Annotated in this window: 15 protein-coding genes; 10 read left to right on the forward strand and 5 right to left on the reverse strand. The window is 65.1% G+C overall.

Annotation, left to right across the window (positions count from 1 at the left end):
* The first annotated feature begins 72 nt into the window (after positions 1 to 72).
* The 6 genes from dgcB to LGQ10_RS21660 all read left to right on the forward strand — a co-directional run bounded on the left by dgcB (position 73) and on the right by LGQ10_RS21660 (position 11,830).
* Entirely contained in the window at positions 73 to 2,046 is a 1,974-nt protein-coding gene (gene dgcB, locus LGQ10_RS21635; RefSeq protein ID WP_226523142.1) for a dimethylglycine demethylation protein DgcB, read from the forward strand.
* Complete coding sequence (locus tag LGQ10_RS21640; protein WP_226523143.1) at positions 2,046 to 3,269, forward strand: electron transfer flavoprotein subunit alpha/FixB family protein; 1,224 nt, start codon at positions 2,046 to 2,048, stop codon at positions 3,267 to 3,269. The genes dgcB and LGQ10_RS21640 overlap by 1 nt, the downstream gene beginning before the upstream one ends.
* A gap of 10 nt (positions 3,270 to 3,279) precedes the next feature.
* Positions 3,280 to 4,050 (forward strand): electron transfer flavoprotein subunit beta, encoded by a 771-nt coding sequence (locus LGQ10_RS21645; RefSeq protein WP_226523144.1) that lies wholly within the window; start codon positions 3,280 to 3,282, stop codon positions 4,048 to 4,050.
* 1,087 nt (positions 4,051 to 5,137) lie between these two features.
* A complete protein-coding gene (locus LGQ10_RS21650) occupies positions 5,138 to 8,590 on the forward strand; it encodes an alpha/beta fold hydrolase (RefSeq protein WP_226523145.1) in 3,453 nt (1,150 codons plus the stop codon).
* 48 nt (positions 8,591 to 8,638) lie between these two features.
* On the forward strand, positions 8,639 to 10,507 hold the full coding sequence (locus LGQ10_RS21655) for a hypothetical protein (protein WP_226523146.1): 1,869 nt from the start codon (positions 8,639 to 8,641) through the stop codon (positions 10,505 to 10,507).
* A 45-nt stretch (positions 10,508 to 10,552) separates the two neighbouring features.
* Entirely contained in the window at positions 10,553 to 11,830 is a 1,278-nt protein-coding gene (locus tag LGQ10_RS21660; protein ID WP_226523147.1) for a metallophosphoesterase family protein, read from the forward strand.
* Between the two features lie 165 nt (positions 11,831 to 11,995).
* Here the strand turns inward: LGQ10_RS21660 and gbcA are convergent, their stop codons facing one another.
* Positions 11,996 to 13,288, reverse strand: a complete 1,293-nt coding sequence (gbcA, locus tag LGQ10_RS21665; RefSeq protein WP_226526178.1) for a glycine-betaine demethylase subunit GbcA — start codon at positions 13,286 to 13,288, stop codon at positions 11,996 to 11,998.
* Positions 13,289 to 13,577: 289 nt separating this feature from the next.
* Between gbcA and gbcB the strand changes: the two genes are divergently transcribed.
* Entirely contained in the window at positions 13,578 to 14,678 is a 1,101-nt protein-coding gene (gene gbcB / locus LGQ10_RS21670; protein ID WP_226523148.1) for a glycine-betaine demethylase subunit GbcB, read from the forward strand.
* A 180-nt stretch (positions 14,679 to 14,858) separates the two neighbouring features.
* Here gbcB and LGQ10_RS21675 read toward each other — a convergent pair whose 3' ends face one another.
* The 3 genes from LGQ10_RS21675 to LGQ10_RS21685 all read right to left on the reverse strand — a co-directional run bounded on the left by LGQ10_RS21675 (position 14,859) and on the right by LGQ10_RS21685 (position 18,444).
* Positions 14,859 to 15,683 (reverse strand): nitrilase-related carbon-nitrogen hydrolase, encoded by an 825-nt coding sequence (locus tag LGQ10_RS21675; RefSeq protein ID WP_226523149.1) that lies wholly within the window; start codon positions 15,681 to 15,683, stop codon positions 14,859 to 14,861.
* Positions 15,680 to 17,125 carry a purine-cytosine permease family protein gene (locus LGQ10_RS21680; protein WP_226523150.1) on the reverse strand — a complete coding sequence of 482 codons (1,446 nt, stop codon included), beginning with the start codon at positions 17,123 to 17,125 and terminating at the stop codon, positions 15,680 to 15,682. Before LGQ10_RS21680 ends, LGQ10_RS21675 begins: the two co-directional genes overlap by 4 nt.
* 278 nt (positions 17,126 to 17,403) lie before the next feature.
* Positions 17,404 to 18,444: a low specificity L-threonine aldolase gene (locus tag LGQ10_RS21685; RefSeq protein ID WP_226523151.1), complete on the reverse strand. Its 1,041-nt coding sequence runs from the start codon at positions 18,442 to 18,444 to the stop codon at positions 17,404 to 17,406.
* Positions 18,445 to 18,559: 115 nt separating this feature from the next.
* Between LGQ10_RS21685 and LGQ10_RS21690 the strand changes: the two genes are divergently transcribed.
* Positions 18,560 to 19,309, forward strand: a complete 750-nt coding sequence (locus tag LGQ10_RS21690; RefSeq protein WP_226523152.1) for a TraX family protein — start codon at positions 18,560 to 18,562, stop codon at positions 19,307 to 19,309.
* A 39-nt stretch (positions 19,310 to 19,348) separates the two neighbouring features.
* Here LGQ10_RS21690 and LGQ10_RS21695 read toward each other — a convergent pair whose 3' ends face one another.
* On the reverse strand, positions 19,349 to 19,612 hold the full coding sequence (locus LGQ10_RS21695; protein ID WP_053134083.1) for a hypothetical protein: 264 nt from the start codon (positions 19,610 to 19,612) through the stop codon (positions 19,349 to 19,351).
* A gap of 878 nt (positions 19,613 to 20,490) precedes the next feature.
* Here LGQ10_RS21695 and LGQ10_RS21700 point away from each other — a divergent pair.
* Together LGQ10_RS21700 and LGQ10_RS21705 are read left to right on the forward strand one after the other, a co-directional pair.
* Entirely contained in the window at positions 20,491 to 21,744 is a 1,254-nt protein-coding gene (locus LGQ10_RS21700; protein WP_226523153.1) for a serine hydroxymethyltransferase, read from the forward strand.
* Positions 21,745 to 21,767: 23 nt separating this feature from the next.
* Positions 21,768 to 23,018: a sarcosine oxidase subunit beta family protein gene (locus LGQ10_RS21705; protein WP_011063903.1), complete on the forward strand. Its 1,251-nt coding sequence runs from the start codon at positions 21,768 to 21,770 to the stop codon at positions 23,016 to 23,018.
* The last annotated feature ends 20 nt before the right edge of the window (positions 23,019 to 23,038 follow it).

Here is a 23,038-nt window from a genome sequence, read left to right on the forward strand (position 1 = left end):
GGGCAAGCCTCGCTCCTACAGGGGCGAGCAAGTCATCCGGCAGTTAAGCCCGAGGTCTCTGGGAGCTCCACCATGTTGAATACCCTTCTTCCCATCCTGCTGTTCGTTGCCCTGGGCCTGGCGGTCCTCGGCGCGTTGCGGCGCGCGGCCTTGTGGCGCCGGGGGCGAGCCTCCAAGGTCGACCTGGTCGGCGGCCTGCTGGCCATGCCCCGGCGCTACATGGTCGACCTGCACCATGTGGTGGCTCGCGACAAGTACATCGCCAATACCCACGTGGCCACCGCCGGTGGCGCGGTGGCTTCCATCGTCCTGGCGCTGCTGGTGCACGGCTTCGGCCTGCACAACCGTCTCCTGGCCTATGCCCTGTTGCTGATGACGGCGTTGATGTTCGTGGGGGCGATCTTCGTCTACCGACGCCGGCGCAACCCTCCGTCGCGGTTGTCCAAGGGCCCGTGGATGCGCCTGCCCAAGAGCCTGCTGGCGTTTTCCGCGAGCTTCTTTCTGGTGACCCTGCCGGTGGCCGGGATTCTCCCGGAGCAGTTCGGTGGCTGGTTGCTGGCGGCGATCCTTGGGTTGGGCGTGCTCTGGGGTGTGTCGGAGCTGTTCCTGGGCATGACCTGGGGCGGACCGATGAAACACGCCTTTGCCGGTGCCCTGCACCTGGCCTGGCACCGCCGTGCCGAGCGCTTCGGCGGCGGCCGTTCCACCGGCCTCAAGCCGCTGGACCTGGAAGACCCCAGCGCGCCGCTGGGCGTCGAAAAGCCAGTGGACTTCACCTGGAACCAACTGCTGGGCTTCGACGCCTGCGTGCAGTGCGGCAAATGCGAGGCGGCGTGCCCGGCCTTCGCCGCCGGCCAGCCCTTGAACCCCAAGAAGCTGATCCAGGACATGGTCGTCGGCTTGGCCGGTGGCAGCGATGCCCACTTCGCCGGCAGCCCTTACCCCTCCCTTGACGGTCGCGGCCAGCCGCTGGGCGAGCACAGCGGCGGCCCGCACTTGCCGATCGTCGCGCTGGAAGGCAAGGCCCTGGTGGACGCCGATACCCTGTGGTCCTGCACCACATGCCGGGCCTGCGTCGAGGAATGCCCGATGATGATCGAGCACGTCGATGCCATCGTCGACATGCGCCGCCACCTGACCCTGGAAAAAGGCGCCACGCCGAACAAGGGCGCCGAGGTGCTGGAGAACCTGATCGCCACCGACAACCCCGGCGGCTTCAACCCCGGCGGGCGGATGAACTGGGCCGCCGACCTCAACCTCAAGCTGCTGCCTGAAGTGAAGAGCACCGAGGTGCTGTTCTGGGTCGGCGATGGTGCCTTCGACATGCGCAACCAGCGCACCCTGCGGGCCTTCGTCAAAGTGCTCACGGCCTCGGGCGTGGATTTCGCCGTGCTGGGCCTGGAAGAGCGCGACAGTGGCGACGTGGCCCGCCGCCTCGGCGACGAGGCGACCTTCCAGCAACTGGCCCGGCGCAATATCCAGACCCTGGCCAAGTACCGGTTCCAGCGCATCGTCACCTGCGACCCCCACAGTTTCCATGTGCTGAAGAACGAATACGGCGCCCTGGGCGGTGACTACCAGGTACTGCACCACAGCACCTACATCGCCGAATTGATCGCCGCCGGCCAACTCGATCTTGGGCGGCACAAGGGTGGCAGCGTGACCTACCACGACCCCTGCTACCTGGGCCGTTACAACGGTGAATACGAAGCCCCGCGCCAGGTGCTGCGCGCCCTGGGGATCGAGGTCAAGGAAATGCAGCGCGCAGGTTTCCGTTCCCGCTGCTGTGGCGGTGGCGGCGGGGCGCCGATCACCGACATCCCGGGCAAGCAGCGGATTCCCGACATGCGCATGGAGGACATCCGCGAGACCGGCGCCGAACTGGTGGCAGTGGGTTGTCCGCAGTGCACGGCGATGCTCGAAGGGGTGGTGGAGCCCCGGCCGATGATCAAGGACATCGCCGAACTGGTGGCCGACGCCCTGCTGGAGCGCGAGGCCCCGGGCAAGGCGCCGATGATGAAAGCCGAACCTGCGGAGGTGCACTGATGAGCGAGATTATTCGTCGCGATCCCCGTGCCGAGTGGATCGCCCGCAACCGCCTGCACCCCTTGCACGCGGCCATGCAGCCGGCGCAGCACAGCTGGATGGGCCCCAATGGCCTGATCCGCAAGAATCCCCATGGCCTGGGGTTCGTGGGGCCCAACGGGCTCAAGCGCATCGACCGCAGCGGCGCCCAGCAGGGCGGCAGCGGCAACAAGCGCACGGCAGCGGCCGAGGTGCAGTTGCCGCTGCACCAGCTGGCACTGCCGGCGTTCTACATCAACGTGGTGCCGGACATGGTCGGCGGCCGCCTGAGCAGCCATGACCGCGACTTGCTGGGCCTGGCCCGGCAATTGGCCGGCCAGGACGGGGCCGTGCTGGCGGTGGTGTTCGGCGAGCACAAGGAGTCGACGTTCGCCACGGCCGGCGTCGACCGCCTGCTGGTGCTGCAAGGCAGTGAATTCGAAGGTTATGCACCGGAACAGCGGGTCCAGGGCCTGCGGGCTGTGGATAACCAGTTCAGCCCGCGCCACTGGCTGCTGCCTGACAGCCGCAACGGCGGTGGCGAACTGGGCCGGCGCTTTGCCGCGGCCCTGGGCGAACGCCCGGCGACCCGGGTCTGGCAGATCAAGGACGGGCAGTGCATGGGCCGCGCCGGAGCGGGCCTGGAGGATCTGGCTCGGCCGCTGCCACGGCTGATCCTGGCCGCTGCCGAATGCGCCGAACCGGTCAGCGAAACCCGTCACGAAGCCTTGCCGGTGGAGTTATCCACAAGCTTGGCGCGCAGCCTGGCACGGATCGAGGACCTGGGCGCGGTGGCGGTGGACCCGGCGGCGATTCCCATGGCCGAGGCCGAGTTCATCCTGTCCGGGGGCAATGGGGTCAAGGACTGGGCGCTGTTCCACCGCGCCGCCCAGGCCCTGGGCGCGACCGAAGGGGCCTCGCGGGTGGCGGTGGACGACGGCTTCATGCCCCGCGACCGTCAGGTCGGGGCCACCGGTACCTGGGTCACTGCGCGGGTCTACCTGGCAGTGGGGATCTCCGGGGCCATCCAGCACCTGCAAGGCATCGGAGCTTGCGACAAGGTGGTGGCGGTGAACATGGACCCGGGCTGCGACATGATCAAGCGCGCCGACCTGGCGGTGATCGGCGACAGCGCCGCGATTCTCGACGCGCTGATTGCCGCCGTCGAAGCCTACCGCAGCGCCGCCAAGCGCGATGCGGCTTGAGGGAACCCTTATGAACAGCAACGTGATCAGCCTGGTATCGATTGGCGCGCATCCGACCTCCGGTCGGCCACGGCGTGCCGAACAGGATGCCCGGGCCGTGGAACTGGGCCTGCAACTGGCCGGTGGACAACTGCAGGTGCTGCATGCCGGCGATATCGCCGAACCGGCCCTGCGCGCCTACCTGGGCATGGGCCTGGAGCAGCTGCATGTACTGGAGCAGCCGGCGGGCGCCGATGCGCTGCCAGCCCTGACCCAGTACCTGCGCCATGCCGGGGCCCAGGTGGTGCTCACCGGCAGCCAGGCGGAAACCGGCGAAGGTTCGGGCATGCTGCCGTTTCTGCTGGCGGAAAACCTGGGCTGGCCGCTGGTGGTGGGGCTGGCCCAGGTGGAATCCCTGGAGGATGGCGTGGCCCATGTGCTGCAGGCCTTGCCTCGGGGGCAGCGACGCCGGCTCAAGGTGCGCTTGCCGTTCCTGGCCACTGTGGATAACGCCGCCCCCAAGCCGCGCCAGAGTGCCTACGGCCCGGCCCGGCGCGGAGTCTTGCGGGCCGATCAGGTCATGGTGGTGCAGGACGAGCTGTTCACCGGCGCCAGCCTGCAGCCGGCCCGGCCACGGCCCAAGCGGTTGAAGGTGATCAAGGCCAAGAGTGGCGCCGACCGCATGAAAGCCGCCACGGCCAAGGCCAGCGGCGGCACCGGCCAGGTGCTCAAGGACGTCAGCGCGCAAGCCGGGGCCGAGGCCATTTTCAAGCTGCTGGTGGAGGAGGGGGTGGTCCGCTAGGGCTGCACCCGTCGCACTACCGCTATCGCGAGCAATCGAGCGTCGACCGGCTGCTCCTGCGTGAGCGTGGCTTGCAGTCCTGCTTTTACGGTTACTCACAATCCCTGTGCGCGGCTCTGTGGATAAGATGTTCGCGCCTTGCTCCAGCCCACGCCCGCCAAGCCCTGTAGCCCGTTGTGCAAAATTTGACCAGGCTAAGTCGAGGTTTTTTCGGGCTTTTTTCCGGGAGGCGGCAGTGACCGCAGGGGAGTTTTGTACAGCAGTTGCCCCCAAACTCTGTTGGCGCTTTTGTGGATAAGTTGTTTGCTCAGGGCTGCGGGCCTTACAGGGCGTGGCTTGTAGTAGTTTGATCAAAAAACGCACAAACCTGCTCTTTTCCCTCCTTTGTAGCCATTCAAGGCCCGGCTTTTCCGGGTTTTCAAGGTTTTCCACAAGCCTGGGGTGCCTGTGGGCCAGTTGCCCCCAAAGTCTGTTGGTCGATCTGTGGATAAGGTGTTCGCCCAGTGCTGAAAGCCACGGCATGTATGGCTTTCGTGAGATTGTTCAATAATTGATCAAAGGCTGGGTTATGCGCCATCCTTGCATAACCCATGGATTTTCCTGGTCTTTCCCCGCGAAATATCCCCACCCCCACTGAACTTGCCCACAATTGCTGTGGGCCAAGCTGTGGACAAGTTGTTCGCTGACCGCTGCAGCCCTTGCAATCCATAGCGTGTACGGCAATAGATCAAATTTCATACAGTTCTAATGCCTGCCTTGACACTGGCAAGTGGCCTGTCTTGACTGATGCCACGGGGACCGGTTCGTCACTTATCCACATCCGGTCCAGGGAGCGCAGGCAATGGATTGTCGTTCATCACAGGCTTCCAGCGGCGGGACCTACCTGCGCCGCACTCGCCGTCGTGCTGCCAACCAGCGCGCGCGCCTATAGCCCCCAGCGGCTGTCCTCCGACCCCGACTCCATCACTGATTCCACGGTTTGTGTTTCTGGCGCAGCGCCTGCCTGTCCGGCTGCCTGCTGCGCGATCGGCTTCACCTAACGGAGGCGGCCAGAGAGTCGCCCCTTCTGCCTGAGAGGAACTCTGTCATGACTCGGATCGCCACCCCCATCAGCGAGATCCAGGAACACTACGACGTCGTCGTCATCGGCTCCGGTTATGGAGGCGGCATCGCTGCCTCGCGGCTGTCCCGGGCCGGGCGACGGGTGTGCCTGCTGGAGCGCGGGCGGGAGATCCGTCCCGGGGAGTTTCCCAACACCCTGGTCAGCGCCACCGAAGAACTGCAGGTGCACGATCCCGACGGGCACATTGGTTCGCGCACCGGCTTGTTCGACCTGCACGTCAATGCCCAGCAGAACGTGGTGGTCGGCTGCGGCCTGGGCGGCACTTCGCTGATCAACGCCAACGTCGCCCTGGAACCCGAGCCCGGGGTATTCGACGACCCACGCTGGCCCCAGGCGGTGCGCGACCACCGCGATACCTTGCTCAAGCAGGGCTTCGCCCTGGCCCGGGAGATGCTCAAGCCCAACCCCTATCCCGATTCGGCGCCGGCCCTGGACAAGCTCAAGGCCCACCGCAAGTCCGCGGACTACCTCAAGCAGGGCGCGCACTTCTACAAGCCGCCGATCAATGTGACCTTCAACAAGCTGCCCAACAACCTCAACCATGTCGGGGTCGAGCAGCTGCCCTGCAACCAGTGCGGCGACTGCGTCTCGGGTTGTAACAACAAGGCCAAGAACACCACCTTGATGAACTACCTGCCCGACGCCTGCAACCATGGCGCAGAGATTTTCTGCCAGGCCCAGGTCCGGCATCTGGAGCGCGACGGCGATGGCTGGATCGTGCACTTCCAGTACCTGGACAGCGGTCGCGAGAAATTCTCGGCACCGACCCTGTTCGTCAAGGCCGATATTGTCGTGGTGTCCGCCGGAACCCTGGGCTCCACCGAGATTCTCCTGCGTTCGCGGGCCAAGGGCCTGGCCACGTCGGCCCAGTTGGGCGAGCACATGAGTGGCAACGGCGACATCCTCGGCTTCGGTCACAACTGCGAGCAACCGATCAACGGCATCGGTTTTGGCACTCACCCGGCCAGCGAATTGAAACCCGTGGGCCCATGCATCACCTCGGTGATCGACATGCGCACCGAGGGCGACCGCACCAGCCGCATGGTGATCGAAGAAGGCTCGATCCCCGGCGCCCTGGGCCAGGCCATGGTGCCGAGCATGGCGCTGTTTGCCAGCACACTGGGCCAGGCCACCGACAACAGCCTCAGCGGCAAGCTGGGCTACAAGGAACGCGAGGCCGAAAGCTTCCTGCGCGGGCCCTACCACGGGGCCCTGCACAGCATGCAGACCTACCTGATCATGAGCCACGACAACGGGCGTGGGCGCATGCTGCTGGACCCCCAGGACCAGTTGCGCATCGACTGGCCGGGCGTGGGCGAGCAACCCAACGTGGTGCTGGGCAATGAGCGTCTGCACCAGAGCACCCGGGCCCTGGGCGGGGTCTGGGTGGAAAACCCGATCTGGACCAAGCTGCTCAAGCACAGCATCGTCTCGGTCCATCCCCTGGGTGGCTGCGTGATGGGCGAGGATGCGAGCCAGGGCGTGGTCAACCACAAGGGCCAGGTGTTCAGCGGCACCCAGGGCAGCGAGGTCTATCCCGGGCTCTATGTGGCCGATGGCGCGGTGATTCCTACTTCCCTGGCGGTCAATCCGCTGCTGACCATCTCGGCGGTGAGCGAGCGCAACATGCAACTGCTGGCCGAGGACCGCGGCTGGAAGATCGACTATCGCCTGCCTTCGGCCCCTGGCAAGCCGGTTGCGGCACCGACCCTGGGGGTGCAGTTCACCGAGACCATGAAGGGGTTTTTCTCCACCGCCTTCACCCAGCCCCAGGGCACCGACCTGACGCTCTATCAAGCGGCGGCCAAGCGTGGCGAAGAGCAGAACTCGCCCATCGAGTTCACCCTGACCATCACCGCGGACGACCTCAACCGGATGATCAAGGAACCCGAGCACGCCGCAACGCTGGTGGGCACCCTCGAGGCGCCGATGCTGTCGGCGCAGCCGCTGGTGGCCAGCCATGGGGTGTTCAACCTGTTCGAGCAATACCAGCAGCAGGTGGGCGTACGGCACATGGACTATGACATGCGCCTGAGCGCCGAGGATGGCAGCGACTACTACTTCAGCGCCTTCAAGACCGTGCCCGAGGACAACGGCGTACTGAACATCTGGCCCGACACCAGCACCCTCTACGTGACCCTCTACCGCGGCCAGGACAAGAGCGGGCCGGTGTTGGGTTCGGGAGTGATGCACATCCAGCCGGCGGACTTCGCCCGGCAGATGACCACCATGAAGGTGCTCAATGCCCGCAATGAGCGCGAGCGCATCGAGGCCCTGGCGCGTTTCGGCCAGTTCTTCGCCGGGATCCTCTGGGAAAGCTACGGCGGTGTGTTCGCCGGCGATATCTACTTCAACCCCGACGCTCCGCCACGGGTCAAGCGGCCGCTGGCCGCACCCGCGCCGAGCGTGCAGTTCTTCGAGACCGAAGACCGCGTGCAACTGCGCCTGACCCGCTACCAGGCCGGCAAGAAGGGCCCGGTGATGCTGGTCCATGGCCTGGGCGTGGGCTCCAACATCTTCTCCACCGACACCATCCAGACCAATCTGCTGGAGTACCTGTGCAAGTACGGTTATGACGTCTGGCTCCTGGATTTTCGGGTCAGCATCCTGCTGCCGGCGAGCAAGCAGGAGTGCAATGGCGACCAGATTGCCGCCTACGACTTCAAGGCCGCCATCGCCCAGGTCCGCCAGGCCACGGGCGCGCGGGATGTGCAGTGCGTGGTGCACTGCTATGGCGCCACCACCTTCTTCATGTCGTTGCTGGCGGGCCTGGAGCACGTGCGCTCGGTGGTCTGCTCGCAGATCGCCGCCGACACCGTGGTGGCCACCGCCACCGGGATCAAGGCCGGGCTGCACTTGCCGGGGGTGCTCGATGCCATCGGCATCAAGTCGCTGACGGCCTATGCCGATAGCAAGGAAAGCTGGTTCAACAAGCTCTACGACAAGGCCCTCAACGGCTATGCGCGGATCGAGGCCCAGGGCTACTGCACCAACCCGGTGTGCCATCGCATCACCTTCATGTACGCCTCGCTGTATCGCCACGACACCCTCAACCAGAGCCTGCACGACAACCTGCACGAGCTGTTCGGCGAATCCAACATCCAGACCTTCGAGCACCTGGCGCTGATCTGCCGCAAGGGGCATCTGGTGGACTTCAAGGGGCAGGACGTCTACATGCCGCACTTCGATCGGCTGAAGCTGCCGATCTGCTTCATCAGCGGTGCCGACAACCAGTGCTACCTGCCCCAGAGCACCCAGAAAACCTACGAGCGCCTGTGCCAGATGCATGGCCCCGAGCTGTTCAGCCGCCATGTGGTGCCGGGCTACGGGCACATCGACTGCATCTTCGGCAAGAACGCGGTGGTGGATGTGTACCCGCTGATGCTGGCGCATCTGGAGAAGACCGCCCTGGGTTGAGCGGCCGTCGCCAGTGGCTTCAGGAGCATTCAGGCAAGGGTGAGAGGGATGAACACTTATATCCGTTGGTTCCAACGCTTCATCTGGCTGGGGATCGCCATGAACATGGTGTTCGCCCTGCCGGCGCTGTTCGCCCCGGCCCTGCTGACCGCGGTGGTCGGCCTGCCGCCGGTGCTGTCCGATCCCTGGCTGGAGAACGCCGGCATGCTGCTGGTAGGCATCAGCCTGTTCTACATGCCCTCGGGCTTCAATGCGCCGCGCTACGTGGTGCATTCCTGGCTCTGCGTGCTGTCACGGCTGGTGGCCGTGGTGTTCTGGATCTACCTGATCGACACCAGCAACCAGTCCCAAGTGTTCGTGCCCATGCTCATGGGCGACCTGGGCATGTTCCTGGTGCTGGGCATCCTGCTGTACCTGGGCAGTGCCCCGGCCAATCGGCCCTGGGCCCTGCTCAAGGCCGGGCTGCATGCTGGGTGCCGGGCTTGGGCAAGCCGGTGGCGCCACCACGGCTTTCGCGTGGCGAGCCTGGTGGTGCTGCTGGTGCTGGGATTCGTCGGGTATGAAACCTGGGTCAACATGCTGCGCGAGGTGCCGCAGCCGCCGGAGGCCTCCGACGAGGATCACTTCAAGTACGCGGCCATCGGCCTGGGGATCGAGGCGCGGATTCCCTACTACCTGTTCGCCGTGCTGCCGCAACTGTGCCCGAAGAAACTGCCCCGGCCCGGTGGCTACGAAGTCTTCGGTTTCCTCTACGAGAACGGTCGCGACCTGCCGGTGGGGATGGCCAAGCGACAGCTGGGCTACCCGACGGTGGAACCCAATTGCGCCCTGTGCCATACCGGCGCCTATCGCGCCACGGCCAGTGATGTGTCCCAGGTGGTGCCCACCGCCCCGGCCAACCTGATGCAGCTCCAGGCCTTCCAGTGGTTCGCCTACGATTGCGCCAGCGATCCGGCATTCACCGTCGATGCGCTGATGACGGCGATCAACGCCAAGTTCCAGCTGGGCTTCATCGAGCGCCTGTACAACCGCTACCTGATCATGCCCATGGCCAAGAGCGCGCTGCTCAAGCAGAAGCAGGCCTACGCCTGGCAGAAGCTTCGGCCGCAGCAAGGCCCGGGGCGCACCGATACCTTCAATCCGACCAAGATGGTGGTGTTCGGTTTCCCCGATGACTCCACCATCGGCACCGTGGATCTGCCACAGATCTGGAACCAGAAGCCTCGGGAGTCGATGTACCTGCACTGGGATGGCAACAACAACCAGATTCGCGAGCGCAACTATGCCGCGGCGATGGCCGTGGGCGCGACGCCCGAATCGGTGTTGCCGGCAAGCTTCGACCGGGTCACCCACTGGCTGCTGGGGCACAAGCCGCCGGCTTGGCCGTTCGCCATCGACCAGGCCCGGGCGGTCCAGGGCAAACCCTTGTGGGAGGCCAATTGCGCTGGCTGCCATGATTTCGGCAAGGCCGACACCGGCCAGGTGACCACCAACATCCAAGTGCTGGGCACCGATCCCCATCGCCTGGACTCCTTCACCACGGGGTTGGTCCAGGCGTTCCATGGTTTCAAGAAACCGCCCTTCGACTTTGGTGCCTACCGCAAGACCCAGAGCTACAGCAACACCCCCACCGATGGCATCTGGCTGCGCGCGCCGTACTTGCACAACGGTTCGGTGCCCAGCCTGTGGGATTTGCTGCAGGTGCCGGTGCAACGGCCCCAGGTGTTCTACACCGGCTCGGATGTCTACGACCCGCAGAAGGTCGGGTTCATCACCAGCGGCCCGACGGTGCAGGGGCCGGGCTACTTCAAGTACGACACCCATCTGGAAGGCAACGGCAATGGCGGTCATCTGTATGGCACGCAGCTTTCCGAGCAGCAGAAATGGCAGTTGATCGAATACATGAAGACCCTGTGAGGCGAGCAGCCCTGCCGCCGCAGGACCACCAGGAGGGACACCGCCATGTCACTGGCAAGCAGTCTGGAACATGAACTGGACCGGGTGAAAGCCCAGGTCGAGGGCCTGGTCGCGCGGTTCGACCTGGCCTGGAAGAAACTGCGCAACCAACTCGAACCCAAGGAGCTGCAAGCCATCCTCGACCTGATCCAGCGTGCCCACGACCAGGCGCAATACGCCATTGCCCACGGCGAGCTGCCTCCCGGGCAGGCGCCCGTACCCTGGGAGCTGGCCCATGGCATGTCGGTGCTGCACCTGGGCGCGGCCCAGCCCCTGCCGCAATCGGTGGACCAGCTGGCGACCCAGGTGCTCAAGGATGGCAGCCTGCTGGGCTGTCGCAAGTGGGAACTGCTGGACCTGAAGTGGAGCGAAGCCCTGGTGGCCTGGATCGAGAACCTGCGTGATCACGCCACCTTTGGTACTACGCCGGCGCTGGTCGAGATGGCCGATGAGGTTCTGCTGGACCTGGCCGGGGATTGGGGCACCGGCTACTTCGAAACCCAGTCGGCGGCGCAGCGGGTGGCCGACCTGATCACCCAGGATCGGCCCGACATCAGCATCCACCTGGGGGACGTGTACTACGCCGGCACCGACAGTGACGAAAAGAACAACCTGGCGTCCTGGGCGATGGGCAGCCAGGCCTCCTTCAGCCTCAACTCCAACCATGAGATGTACAGCGGCGCCCATGGTTACTTCGATGAAATCCACACCCTGTTCCCGGACCAGCAGGACACCAGCTATTTCGCCCTGTTCAACAGCCACTGGTTGGTCATCGGCCTGGACACCGCCTACGCCTCCGATGAAATGCAGCTGTACATGGACGGCAACCTCAATGCCGTCCAGGAGCAATGGCTCACGGACTTGATGGCCAGCCATGGCCAGGGGCGGCAGATTATCCTGCTCAGCCATCACCAGGGCCTGGACATCACCGGCCAGACCGCGACCGCGCTGTACAGCCAGGTGTGCAAGGCCTTGGGTAACCGCGCGCCGGACTACTGGTACTGGGGGCACCTGCACAACGGTATTTTCTACGCACCCAGGACCGACCCCCAGGGCATGGGGGTGATGAATGGCCGCTGTGTCGGCCACGGGGCGATTCCCTATGGCGATGCCAGCGAGCTGGATGGCGCGCCCGGGGTGTTGTGGTCGGAAACCCAGAAAGCCGGCGATGCCAACTACCCGCTGCGGGTGCTCAATGGTTATGCCCGGGTGAAACTGCAGGGAGCGCAGATCACCGAGCAGTTCGTCAGCGAGAAGGGCACGGTGCGCTGGCCCCTGGTCTGATACCGCGGATGTGCGCCCGCGTTGCGGTCGTGCGCAGCTTCGCTGGCGCTCAGCAGCGGCTACAGGGATGAATCGTGTAGCCGCTGCCGAGCTTGCGAGGCTGCGACAAGGCCGCTAGGCCTTCAGGGTCTGCGGGATTGCGCCCGCGTTGCGGTCGTGCGCAGCTCAGCCGGTGACCGGCACGCCCTTGAGGTAGGGCGCCGGTTCCGCGCCGAGGTTGTTGAGCAGGCGCTCGCTGTACCAGTCGATGAAGTTGACCACGCCGAACTCGTAGGTCTTGGAGTAAGGCCCTGGCTGGTAGGCGGTGGAGTTGATGCCGCGCTGGTTCTCTTCGGCCAGGCGCCGGTCCTGGTCGTTGGTGGCGTCCCACACCTGGCGCATGCGCTCCACGTCGTAGTCCACGCCTTCCACGGCATCCTTGTGCACCAGCCACTTGGTGGTGACCATGGTTTCCTGGGCACTGATCGGCCACACGGTGAACACGATGATGTGATCGCCCATGCAGTGGTTCCACGAATGGGGCAGGTGCAGGATGCGCATCGAGCCCAGGTCCGGGTTCTTGATCCGGCCCATGAGTTTCTTGCAGCCCTGCTTGCCGTCCAGGGTCATGGACACGGTGCCCTTGAGCAGTGGCATGCGCACGATGCGGTTGCGCAGGCCGAAGCTGGCGTGGGCGTAGGGGATCTTCTCGGCTTCCCAGGCGGCGGCGGAGGCGGCCACGTGATCCTTGAAGGCCTGGTCGGCCCGTGGGTCGGTGACGTCGTCCCACTCCAGCAGGGTTTTCAGCAGTTCCGGGTGCGAGGCATTGCAGTGGTAGCACTCGCGGTTGTTTTCCAGCACCAGCTTCCAGTTGGCCTTCTCCATCAAGGTGGTGGTAATCGCCACCTTGGTGTTCTCCATGTCGTAGGGCTCCATGTAGTGGGCCAGGGTCGCCAGGAAGTCATCGATGGCCGGCGGGTTCTCGGCCAGCGAGATGAAGATGTAGCCGCCGGCGGTCTTCACCTGCACCGGCTTGAGGCTGTACTGCTTCATGTCGAAGTCGGCACCCATCTCGGTGCCGGCGAACAGCAGGCGACCATCCACTTCGTAGGTCCACTGGTGGTAGGGGCAGACCAGCTTGGCCACCTTGCCCTTGTCGCTGGTGCACAACCGTGAGCCGCGGTGCCGGCAGACGTTGTGGAAGGCATGGACCACGCCGTCGGCGCCACGGATGACGATGATCGGGTTCTTGCCAATCTGCAGGGTAATGAAGTTGCCCTTGGCGGGAATCTCCGAGGTCATGCCGGCGATCAGCCACTCCTTGTGGAAGATCTCCTGCATGTCGATATCGAACAGCCGTTGATCGCAGTAGAAGGGTTGCGGCAGCGAGAAGGTCCGCTCGCGTTCCTGCAGCATCTGCGCGGTGGCCTTGCGTGCGGGTTCCAGTGGATCGCCCAGGCTCAGGGTAGTGACGTCCATCATTCAAGTCCTCATGGCCGTTCGATGCGGCCGGCGTATTGGAGAGTGGCTACGGTGGGTGCTACGCAAGTCACGAAAAATCAGCGGTTGTCGTGGGGCGAGTGTGGGTCCGCAGGCGCCTCGAACCTTATCCATGGGCGACATGGCCCAATCTGTTCCCGACGCCGTGGGCCCGGTAGTTGGGGGCTGGTCGCGATAAGCATGTGAATGTCGCAGATAGGTAAACGGGGCCCAGGCGCCTTACGCAGAATCGCTGGCAAGACGCCGACAGTCGGCCGTGGAGAACAGCATGTCCAACACCTTCCTCAACCCGGTAACCACCCAGACCTGGGCCAATGGTCGTCACATCGTCCGTTGCGTCAAAGTCATCCAGGAAACCTGGGACGTGCGGACCTTCTGCTTCATGGCCGACCAGCCGATCATGTTCTTCTTCAAGCCAGGGCAGTTCGTCACCCTGGAGCTGGAGATCGAGGGCCTGCCGGTGATGCGTTCCTACACCATTTCCAGCTCGCCATCGGTGCCCTACAGCTTTTCGGTGACCATCAAGCGCGTGCCGGGCGGCAAGGTCTCCAACCACCTGCACGACACCCTGCACGAGGGCCAGGAGTTGGCGGTGCACGGGCCGGTGGGGCTGTTCAACGCCATCGACTTCCCCAATCCGAAGATCCTCTACCTCAGCGGCGGGGTCGGCATCACTCCGGTGATGTCCATGGCGCGCTGGTTCTACGACACCAATGCCAATGTCGACATGGTGTTCATCCACAGCGCCCGTTCGCCCAAGGACATCATCTACCACCGCGAGCTGGAGCATATGGCGTCGCGGATCGACAACTTCAGCCTGCACCTGATCTGCGAGCGCCACGGCCTGGGCGAGCCCTGGGCCGGTTATCGCGGCTACCTGAACCACAAGATGCTGGAGCTGATGGCGCCGGACTTCCTCGAACGGGAAGTCTTCTGCTGTGGCCCGACGCCCTACATGCATGCCGTCAAGCGCCTGCTGGAGGCTGCCGGCTTCGACATGGCCCGCTACCACGAGGAGTCGTTCGGCGCGACCCCGGCCGACGCCCGGGCGGATGCGGTGGAACAGGCCGAGCAGGCCGCCGAGGCCCCGGAAGTGGATGCCGCCGACCTGCACCAGGTGGAATTCACGGCGTCGGGCAAGAGCATCCGCGTGGCCCCCGGGGAGACCGTGCATGCGGCGGCGGCCAAGCTCGGCCTGTTGATTCCCAAGGCCTGCGGCATGGGCATCTGCGGCACCTGCAAGGTGCTCAAGCTGGGCGGCGAGGTGGAGATGGAGCACAACGGCGGGATCACCGAGGAAGACGAAGCCGAAGGCTACATCCTGTCCTGCTGCAGCGTGCCCAAGGGCGATGTGCGCGTGGAGTTCTGATCGGCTTCTGTGGCGAGGGAGCTTGCTCCCGCTGGGGTGGCGGAGCCGCCCCAATGGCTGCAAACCGATTTCCCAGGCAAACCGCATGCTCAGGGTCGAGGGCGCGCTGCGCACCAGGGCGCTGGCCGGGAGCAAGCTGCCTCGCCACAAACAGCTCGCTCTCGCAAGAAGGTCTTGCGCTCAATACAACGCCGGCCGCCGGTCCAGATGCACATGGTTATGTTCACTGATGGACTTGTGCCAGGCCTGGCCCAGGTCCAGCTCCGCCAGCAGCAGCTGTGCGCCGGTGTGCCGCTCGCGGCCGACCAGCGGATAACCGTCGGCGTCGACGATGATCGAGCCGCCGACCCAGTCCACGCCGCGTTCCTCGCCGCAGCGGTCGCAGGCGGCGATGAACATGCGATTGACCGCCGCATTGGCCTGCACCCGGACCATCTCCGCCGGGCGCTCCCCGGCGGGGCGTGGTCCGTTGGGCCAGTTCACCGGCGCGCACAGCAGCGCGGCGCCGGCCAGGGCCGGCAGGCGCACCCACTCGGGAAACTCCAGGTCGTAGCAGATCATCACGGCGATTGGCCCGAAGCGCGTGGCCACCACCGGCGGCGGCTCGTTGCCCGGCGTGAAGATCAGGTTCTCGCGATCCCACAGGTGGGCCTTGCGGTACAGGGTGACGGCCCCTTCAGGCTCGACCAGGGCCGCGCTGTTGGCCACCTGGCCTTGCTCCAGGCGCTCGCAGAAGCCACCGACGATCACCACCTGCAGCTCTTCGGCCAACGCCTTCCACAGGTTCAGGGTCGGGCCGTCCAGGGTCTCCGAAAGGGCCAGGGCCTCCTGCCGGTCACGGAACAGGTAGCCGCTCTGCACCAGCTCCGGCAGCACCACCACCTGGGCGCCCTGGGCCGCGGCCTGGCGGATCGCCGTGGCGCCGAGCTCAAGGTTGTAGTCCAGTTCGCCGATGCGTGGCGCCAGTTGCTGGCAGGCCACTTTCAAGGTGCTTGGGGTATTCATCGGGCAGCGCCCTCCAGGGTGCGTTCACTGGCCTGGATGGCGCGTTGCTCCGCCGCCAGGTCCAGGTTGCGGGTCAGGGCCCGGTAGACCAGCCCGGCCACCGCCAGGCCGATCACGAAGGCGATGTCGGCGCCGCCCAGGGCCAGGGACAGCGGGCCCTGGTAGAAGCTCAGCGACATGAACGGCACCATCGCCAGCAGGCCGAGGCAGTACGCGGTCAGCCCGGCGGCGGACCAGCGGCCGTAGATGCCGGCGGGGTTGAAAATGTCGCTGATGGCGTAGTGGCCTTTGCGTACCAGGTAGAAGTCCACCAGGTTCACGGCGGTCCAGGGCACCAGGAAATACAGCATCAGCAGCACGAAGGTGTTGAAGCTGCCCAGGTAGCTCTCGGGAATGTTCAGGGCGATCAGGAAGATCACCGCCGCCACCAGCAGGATTCCGGCGACCCGGCTCTTGAGGTCGGGCTTGATCGACTTGAAGCCGTCGATGGCGCTGATGCCGGTGAGCATGGCGCCGTAGCAGTTGACCGCCATGATGCCCACCAGCGCCGGCACCGCGATCAGCACGGTGAAGGTGCCGAAGCCCGGGATCAGCCGGTTGCCCACTTCACGCACGCTGGCGATGGCGTCCGGCGAGGGTAGGGCCGAGGCCAGGAAGGCGCCCAGGGACATCAGCCACAGGGCCGAGCCGGCGGCGCCCAGGTAGGTCCAGAAAATCACCTGGCGCGACGGCGTCTGGTGCGGCAGGTAGCGCGAGTAGTCGGAGACGTACACCGAGTAGCTGATCTGGTAGCCGGCGGCGGCCGACAGCTGGATCAGGAACGCCGACCAGGAGAAGTGCGCATCGGCCACCGCCGAGTCGGCTTGCAGGGTCATCAGGGCGCTGACGGTGAGCACCGCGAACACGCTGATCATCACGTAGGTCAGCCAGCGCTGCACGCTGTGCAGCAGGTCGTGGCCGACCACCGCGATCAGCACCGCGATGGCGATCATCAGCGAGTACCAGGGCGCTCGTGCGCCAGGGATCACGGTGTTGATGGCGTCGGTGGCCAGGATCACGTTGAACACGTTGAAGCCGATGTAGACGAACACCACGGCGGTGAAGGGCACGATGGCGCCGCGCAGGCCGAACTGGGCGCGGGACTGGATCATCTGCGGCAGGCCCATGCGCGGGCCCTGGTTGGCATGGAAGGCCATGCAGAAGGTACCCAGGCAGACGCCGATGACGATGGCGAGGATCGCGTATTGCAGGGCCAGGCCCAGGGCCGCGCCGGTGAAGCCGGTGACCATGGTGGTGAGGACGAAATTGCCGGTGAACCAGAACGGACCCTGGTGCCAGACCTTGCCGTGGCGCTCATTGCGCGGCACGTAGTCGATGGAGCGGGTTTCGATCTTGAGGGTCGCAGGCGGGGCTTTTGCGGTGACGCAGGAGGGACTCGTCATGGGGCGGTGCCTTTGTTTTTATAGGTCGACCCCGAAGTCTCTGACATGGAACGCGGATGTTGAATCAGCGAAGGCAAATAATCAGTTCAGGAATTTGTGAACTGATGCTCGATTGCTGTTGTGGCGAGGGAGCTTGCTCCCGCTCGGCTGCGCAGCGGCCGTAAACCCTGAGCGCGGGATCTGCCTGGGGAAATAGGCTTGCAGCGATTGGGGCGGCTGCGCCGACCCAGCGGGAGCAAGCTCCCTCGGCACAGCAAGCCCTCTGGTGGGGAGGTGGATCAGGCGCTCATCACGGTGCGAATGTCCGCTGCCAGTTCGCGCACGCGCTCTTCCTCGGTGTCCCAGGAGCACATGAAGCGCGCGCCACCCTTGCCGATGAAGGTGTAGAAGCGCCAGCCGCGGGCGGTCAGCGCCGCGATGGCCGGTTCCGAAAGTTGCAGGAACACGCCGTTGGCCTGCACCGGGAACATCAGCTCCACGCCGGGGATGTCTTCCACCAGCTTGGCCAGCAGTTGGGCGCAGTGGTTGGCGTGGCGGGCGTACTTGAGCCAGGCGTCGTTTTCCAGGATGCCGACCCAGGGCGCCGACAGGAAGCGCATCTTCGAGGCCAGTTGGCCGGCCTGCTTGCAACGGTAGTCGAAGTCTTCGGCCAGCTTGTGGTTGAAGAACAGGATCGCCTCGCCCACCGCCATGCCGTTCTTGGTGCCGCCAAAGCACAGCACGTCGACCCCGGCTTTCCAGGTCAGGTCGGCTGGGGTACAGCCCAGGAAGGCGCAGGCGTTGGAGAAGCGGGCGCCGTCCATGTGCAGGTTCAGCCCCAGTTCCTTGCAGGTGTCGCTGATGGCGCGCACTTCTTGCGGGGTGTAGACGCTGCCGACTTCCGTGGCCTGGGTCAGGGTGACGACCCGGGGCTTGGGGTAGTGGATGTCCTGGCGCTTGAGGGCTACTTCGCGGATCGAGGCCGGGGTGATCTTGCCGTTCTCGGTGCCTGCGATCAGCAGTTTGGAACCGTTGGAGAAGAATTCCGGGGCACCGCATTCGTCGGTCTCGACGTGGGCGGTTTCCGAGCAGATCACGCTGTGGTAGCTCTGGCACAGCGACGACAGGGCCAGGGAGTTGGCGGCGGTGCCGTTGAAGGCGAAGAACACTTCGCAGTCGGTCTCGAACAGTTTGCGAAAGTGATCCGAGGCGCGGGCCGTCCACTGGTCGTCGCCGTAGGCGCGGTCGTGGCCGTGGTTGGCCTGTTCCATGGCGGCCCAGGCCTCGGGGCAGATACCGGAGTAGTTGTCGCTGGCGAATTGTTGGCTCTTGTCGGTCATGGCCGGCTTCCGTATGAGAGAGTTCCGTGGTCGATTATGGTGCGCACTTTACCCAAGAATAACGGCCCCGCACACGCTCTGTTAGCCCGGAATAATGCATGGCACATGAGGATTTATGCGTGACTCGATATTGACGGACGGCCGCCGGTCGCGCGATGGCGCCCTGGATGCGCTGAAATGGCTGGCCCTGCTGAGCATGGTCCTGGATCACCTGCGCTACGTGGGCCTGGAGCTGGACTGGCTGTATGTGCCCGGGCGCCTGGCGTTTCCCTGGTTCTGCCTGGCGATGGCGGTCAATCTCCAACGCGCCGGGCCCGAGCGGCGGCCGGGGCAATGGCGTTACCTGGGTTGGTTGCTGGCCTTCAGCGGGCTGAGTGAAATTCCCTATCGGTTGTTCATTCCCGACCCGGACACCTTGAACGTGTTGCCGACCCTGGTGCTGGGGTTGCTGGTGGTGCGGGGTTGGCAGCGGCGCGGCGCCCTTGACCTGGTTTTGGGAGTGGTGGCCCTGGGGCTGGCGGTGGGGTTCTCGCGGTGGCTGATGTTCGGTGCATTCGGGGTGCTGCTGCCGTTGGCCTTGCTGCTGGTGCTGCGCAGGCCCTGGTACTTCGGTGTGCTGCCGGGGGTGGTGTGCCTGGCGGGCAATCAGTGGGAGGTGCTGTTTGCGGCGGTGCGCCTGGGCAATCCGCTGGCCAGCTGGGGGATTGGCGCTTGCCTGCTGGCGCCGGGGCTGGGGTTGCTGCTGTTGAGTGGGATGCGGGGTTGGCGGGTGCCGGCGATGCGGCGGTGGGCCTATTTGTTGTATCCGGGGCATTTTTTGTTGTTGTTGGGGGTGAGGCAGGTGTTGGAGGGCGTTGCGCCATGAGGATGCTCCGCACCCTGTCGGGGGCGGAGCGTATTCGGTTCAGGCCTGGAGCCGCCAGCCCATCACGCCTAGCAGGTCGCAACTGTCGCGCAGGAGGATAGCGGCGACGTGGGCGATGTGTTGCAGGTCGGTGTGGTCGGCGTGTTTCAGCTCGGTGCGCGAGAGGCTTTCGAACAGCTGGGTGATGGCCAGCAGGCGGGTGGTGCCGTTGGCGTGGAGGACGTCCAGTGGGGCGGTTTTGTCGATGAACAGGCAGGGGATGGTGCAGTCGATGCCGGTGATGGGGATGTATTGATGAGTCATGGCGAAGGCTCCGTCGTAGATAAGCGGTGCAAGCGTATCTGTTCGTAGCTGAGTTCCAGGTCGCCAAACCCGGTCGCCGTTTGGGCGAATGGGGAGCATGGAGGGAGGGGGTGTGGGCGGCAAGCCAGACGGTTCTGCAAGTTTTGTAGGATCGGCCTTGGGGCTTGGCGGCCTGGTAGCCGGCCAGGTGTCCTGGGGATGGAGTACATATCCATTGGCGGTGGGGTGGCTTGCTTATGGTTCCGCCCTTACGGCGGGTCACTTTTTTCAAACGCCAAAAAAGTAACCAAAAACGCTTGCCCCCACGTCCGGCCACTCGCTGCGCTCGGGTTCCCTCGTTCCGGCACTTCTCAGGGGGCATCGCTTCCAGCGATGTCCTCGACTGCGTCGAGGGGCGCTGCGCGCCATTCCCCTGATAAGCACCTGCACTCGGCCTCCCCAGGGGGCGGGTGGGTCAAGATCACCAGCCCCACGGCGCGCCCTACCGGGCGGCGCATCGCGGGTGGGGTGTGCGTGTTTGGCATCGCTTCGTGTAGCCGCTGCCGAAGGCTGCGTACGGGCGCGCAGCGGCCGCTGGTTCTTGAATCCGCTGAAGGTCCTTCGGCCCTTGTCGCAGCCTCGCCCCGGCTCGACAGCGGCTACAGCACGTTTCGTGTAGCCGCTGCCGCAGGCCGCATACGGGGGCGGGAGGCTGGGGCTAGAGCCTTTGTCCGGGGCATTTGCCGGTGGGCGCCGGGGCATGTCGTAAACGCACCTTTGCGTGGCGTCCATAGGCATCTGGGCTGTGCGTGGCGGTCATACCATCGCATCCAAAGGGCGCAGCTTCAGGGCTGGCCTCACCGAGACGAAAGGCGCGCGCCGCCGCTGGGAGAGACGTGATGTTCAGCAAGCAAGACCAGATCCAGGGTTACGACGATGCACTGCTGGCGGCCATCAATGCCGAGGAGCAACGCCAGGAAGATCACATCGAGCTGATTGCGTCGGAGAACTACACCAGCAAGCGGGTGATGCAGGCCCAGGGCAGCGGGCTGACCAACAAGTACGCCGAGGGTTATCCGGGCAAGCGCTACTACGGTGGTTGTGAGCATGTGGACAAGGTCGAGGCCCTGGCCATCGAGCGGGCCAAGCAACTGTTCGGCGCCGACTATGCCAACGTCCAGCCGCACTCCGGTTCGTCGGCCAACAGCGCGGTGTACCTGGCCTTGTTGCAGGCTGGCGACACCATCCTCGGCATGAGCCTGGCCCACGGCGGCCACCTGACCCACGGCGCCAAGGTGTCGTCCTCGGGCAAGCTGTACAACGCGGTGCAATACGGGATCGACACCAACACCGGGCTGATCGACTACGACGAGGTCGAGCGCCTGGCCGTGGAGCACCAGCCGAAGATGATCGTCGCCGGCTTCTCCGCCTACTCCAAGACCCTGGACTTCCCGCGCTTCCGGCAGATCGCCGACAAGGTCGGGGCGCTGCTGTTCGTCGACATGGCCCACGTCGCCGGGCTGGTGGCGGCCGGCCTGTACCCCAACCCGATCCCGTTCGCCGACGTGGTCACCACCACCACCCACAAGACCCTGCGCGGTCCCCGTGGCGGGCTGATCCTGGCCAAGGCCAACGAGGAGATCGAGAAGAAGCTCAACGCCGCGGTGTTCCCCGGCGCCCAGGGCGGTCCGCTGATGCATGTGATCGCCGCCAAGGCGGTGTGCTTCAAAGAGGCCCTGGAGCCTGGCTTCAAGGCCTACCAGAAGCAGGTGATCGACAACGCCCAGGCCATGGCCGGCGTGTTTATCAAGCGTGGCTACGATGTAGTGTCCGGCGGCACCGATAACCATCTGTTCCTGGTCAGCCTGATCCGCCAGGGCCTGACCGGCAAGGATGCCGATGCCGCCCTGGGCCGCGCCCATATCACCGTGAACAAGAACGCCGTGCCCAATGACCCGCAGTCGCCGTTCGTCACCTCCGGCCTGCGCATCGGTACCCCGGCGGTCACCACCCGTGGCTTCAAGGTCGCCCAGTGCACCGAGCTGGCGGGCTGGATCTGCGACATCCTCGATCACCTCGGCGACGCCGATGTCGAGGCCAATGTCGCGCGCCAGGTGACGACCCTGTGTGCTGATTTCCCGGTCTACCGCTGAGAGCCGCCATTGGAGCAATGACTATGCAACGCTACTCGGGCTTCGGCCTCTTCAAGCACTCTCTCAGCCACCACGAAAACTGGCAGCGCATGTGGCGCACGCCCACGCCGAAGAAGGTCTACGACGTGGTCATCGTCGGCGGTGGCGGCCATGGCCTGGCCACGGCCTACTACCTGGCCAAGGAACACGGCATCACCAACGTCGCGGTGGTGGAGAAGGGCTGGCTGGGCGGCGGCAACACCGCGCGCAACACCACCATCGTGCGTTCCAACTACCTGTGGGACGAGTCGGCGCAGCTCTACGAACATGCGATGAAACTCTGGGAAGGCCTGTCCCAGGACTTGAACTACAACGTGATGTTTTCCCAGCGCGGGGTCTACAACCTGTGCCACACCCTGCAGGACATCCGTGATTCCGAGCGCCGGGTCAGCGCCAACCGCCTCAACGGCATCGATGGCGAACTGCTCAACACCCAGCAGGTGGCGGACGAGATCCCCTACCTGGACTGCTCGAAGAACACCCGCTACCCGGTGCTTGGCGCCACGGTGCAGCGCCGCGGCGGCGTGGCCCGTCACGACGCCGTGGCCTGGGGTTTTGCCCGGGCCGCCGACGCCCTGGGCGTGGACCTGATCCAGCAGACCGAAGTCATCGGCTTTCGCAAGGAAAACGGCGTGTGCATCGGCGTCGAGACCAACAAGGGCTTCATCGGCGCCAAGCGCGTCGGGGTGGTCACCGCTGGCAACTCCGGGCACATGGCCAAGCTGGCGGGCTTCCGCCTGCCGATCGAGTCGCATCCATTGCAGGCCCTGGTGTCGGAACCGATCAAGCCGATCATCGACAGCGTGATCATGTCCAACGCAGTGCACGGCTACATCAGCCAGTCCGACAAGGGCGACCTGGTGATCGGTGCGGGCATCGACGGTTGGGTCGGTTATGGCCAGCGCGGTTCCTATCCGGTGATCGAGCACACCATCCAGGCCATCGTCGAGATGTTCCCGGTGCTCTCCCGGGTACGCATGAACCGCCAGTGGGGCGGCATCGTCGATACCAGCCCGGACGCCTGCCCGATCATTTCCAAGACCCCGGTGCCGAACATGTTCTTCAACTGCGGCTGGGGTACTGGCGGCTTCAAGGCCACGCCGGGCTCGGGCAACGTGTTTGCCGCCAGCCTGGCCAAGGGCGAGATGCATCCGCTGGCCGCGCCGTTCTCCATCGATCGTTTCCACAACGGCGCCCTCATTGACGAACATGGCGCTGCGGCCGTCGCCCACTAATCAGAGGTCCGAGGAGAAAA

Origin of the sequence: Pseudomonas sp. L5B5 (assembly GCF_020520285.1) — a bacterium.
Taxonomy (GTDB): domain Bacteria; phylum Pseudomonadota; class Gammaproteobacteria; order Pseudomonadales; family Pseudomonadaceae; genus Aquipseudomonas.

What these genes read in the sequence shown, in the direction of transcription:
- dgcB (WP_226523142.1), top strand. Translation starts at nt 73, where the DNA reads ATGTTGAATACCCTTCTTCCCATCCTGCTGTTCGTTGCCCTGGGCCTG.
- LGQ10_RS21640 (WP_226523143.1), top strand. Translation starts at nt 2,046, where the DNA reads ATGAGCGAGATTATTCGTCGCGATCCCCGTGCCGAGTGGATCGCCCGC.
- LGQ10_RS21645 (WP_226523144.1), top strand. Translation starts at nt 3,280, where the DNA reads ATGAACAGCAACGTGATCAGCCTGGTATCGATTGGCGCGCATCCGACC.
- LGQ10_RS21650 (WP_226523145.1), top strand. Translation starts at nt 5,138, where the DNA reads ATGACTCGGATCGCCACCCCCATCAGCGAGATCCAGGAACACTACGAC.
- LGQ10_RS21655 (WP_226523146.1), top strand. Translation starts at nt 8,639, where the DNA reads ATGAACACTTATATCCGTTGGTTCCAACGCTTCATCTGGCTGGGGATC.
- LGQ10_RS21660 (WP_226523147.1), top strand. Translation starts at nt 10,553, where the DNA reads ATGTCACTGGCAAGCAGTCTGGAACATGAACTGGACCGGGTGAAAGCC.
- gbcA (WP_226526178.1), bottom strand. Translation starts at nt 13,288, where the DNA reads ATGGACGTCACTACCCTGAGCCTGGGCGATCCACTGGAACCCGCACGC.
- gbcB (WP_226523148.1), top strand. Translation starts at nt 13,578, where the DNA reads ATGTCCAACACCTTCCTCAACCCGGTAACCACCCAGACCTGGGCCAAT.
- LGQ10_RS21675 (WP_226523149.1), bottom strand. Translation starts at nt 15,683, where the DNA reads ATGAATACCCCAAGCACCTTGAAAGTGGCCTGCCAGCAACTGGCGCCA.
- LGQ10_RS21680 (WP_226523150.1), bottom strand. Translation starts at nt 17,125, where the DNA reads ATGACGAGTCCCTCCTGCGTCACCGCAAAAGCCCCGCCTGCGACCCTC.
- LGQ10_RS21685 (WP_226523151.1), bottom strand. Translation starts at nt 18,444, where the DNA reads ATGACCGACAAGAGCCAACAATTCGCCAGCGACAACTACTCCGGTATC.
- LGQ10_RS21690 (WP_226523152.1), top strand. Translation starts at nt 18,560, where the DNA reads ATGCGTGACTCGATATTGACGGACGGCCGCCGGTCGCGCGATGGCGCC.
- LGQ10_RS21695 (WP_053134083.1), bottom strand. Translation starts at nt 19,612, where the DNA reads ATGACTCATCAATACATCCCCATCACCGGCATCGACTGCACCATCCCC.
- LGQ10_RS21700 (WP_226523153.1), top strand. Translation starts at nt 20,491, where the DNA reads ATGTTCAGCAAGCAAGACCAGATCCAGGGTTACGACGATGCACTGCTG.
- LGQ10_RS21705 (WP_011063903.1), top strand. Translation starts at nt 21,768, where the DNA reads ATGCAACGCTACTCGGGCTTCGGCCTCTTCAAGCACTCTCTCAGCCAC.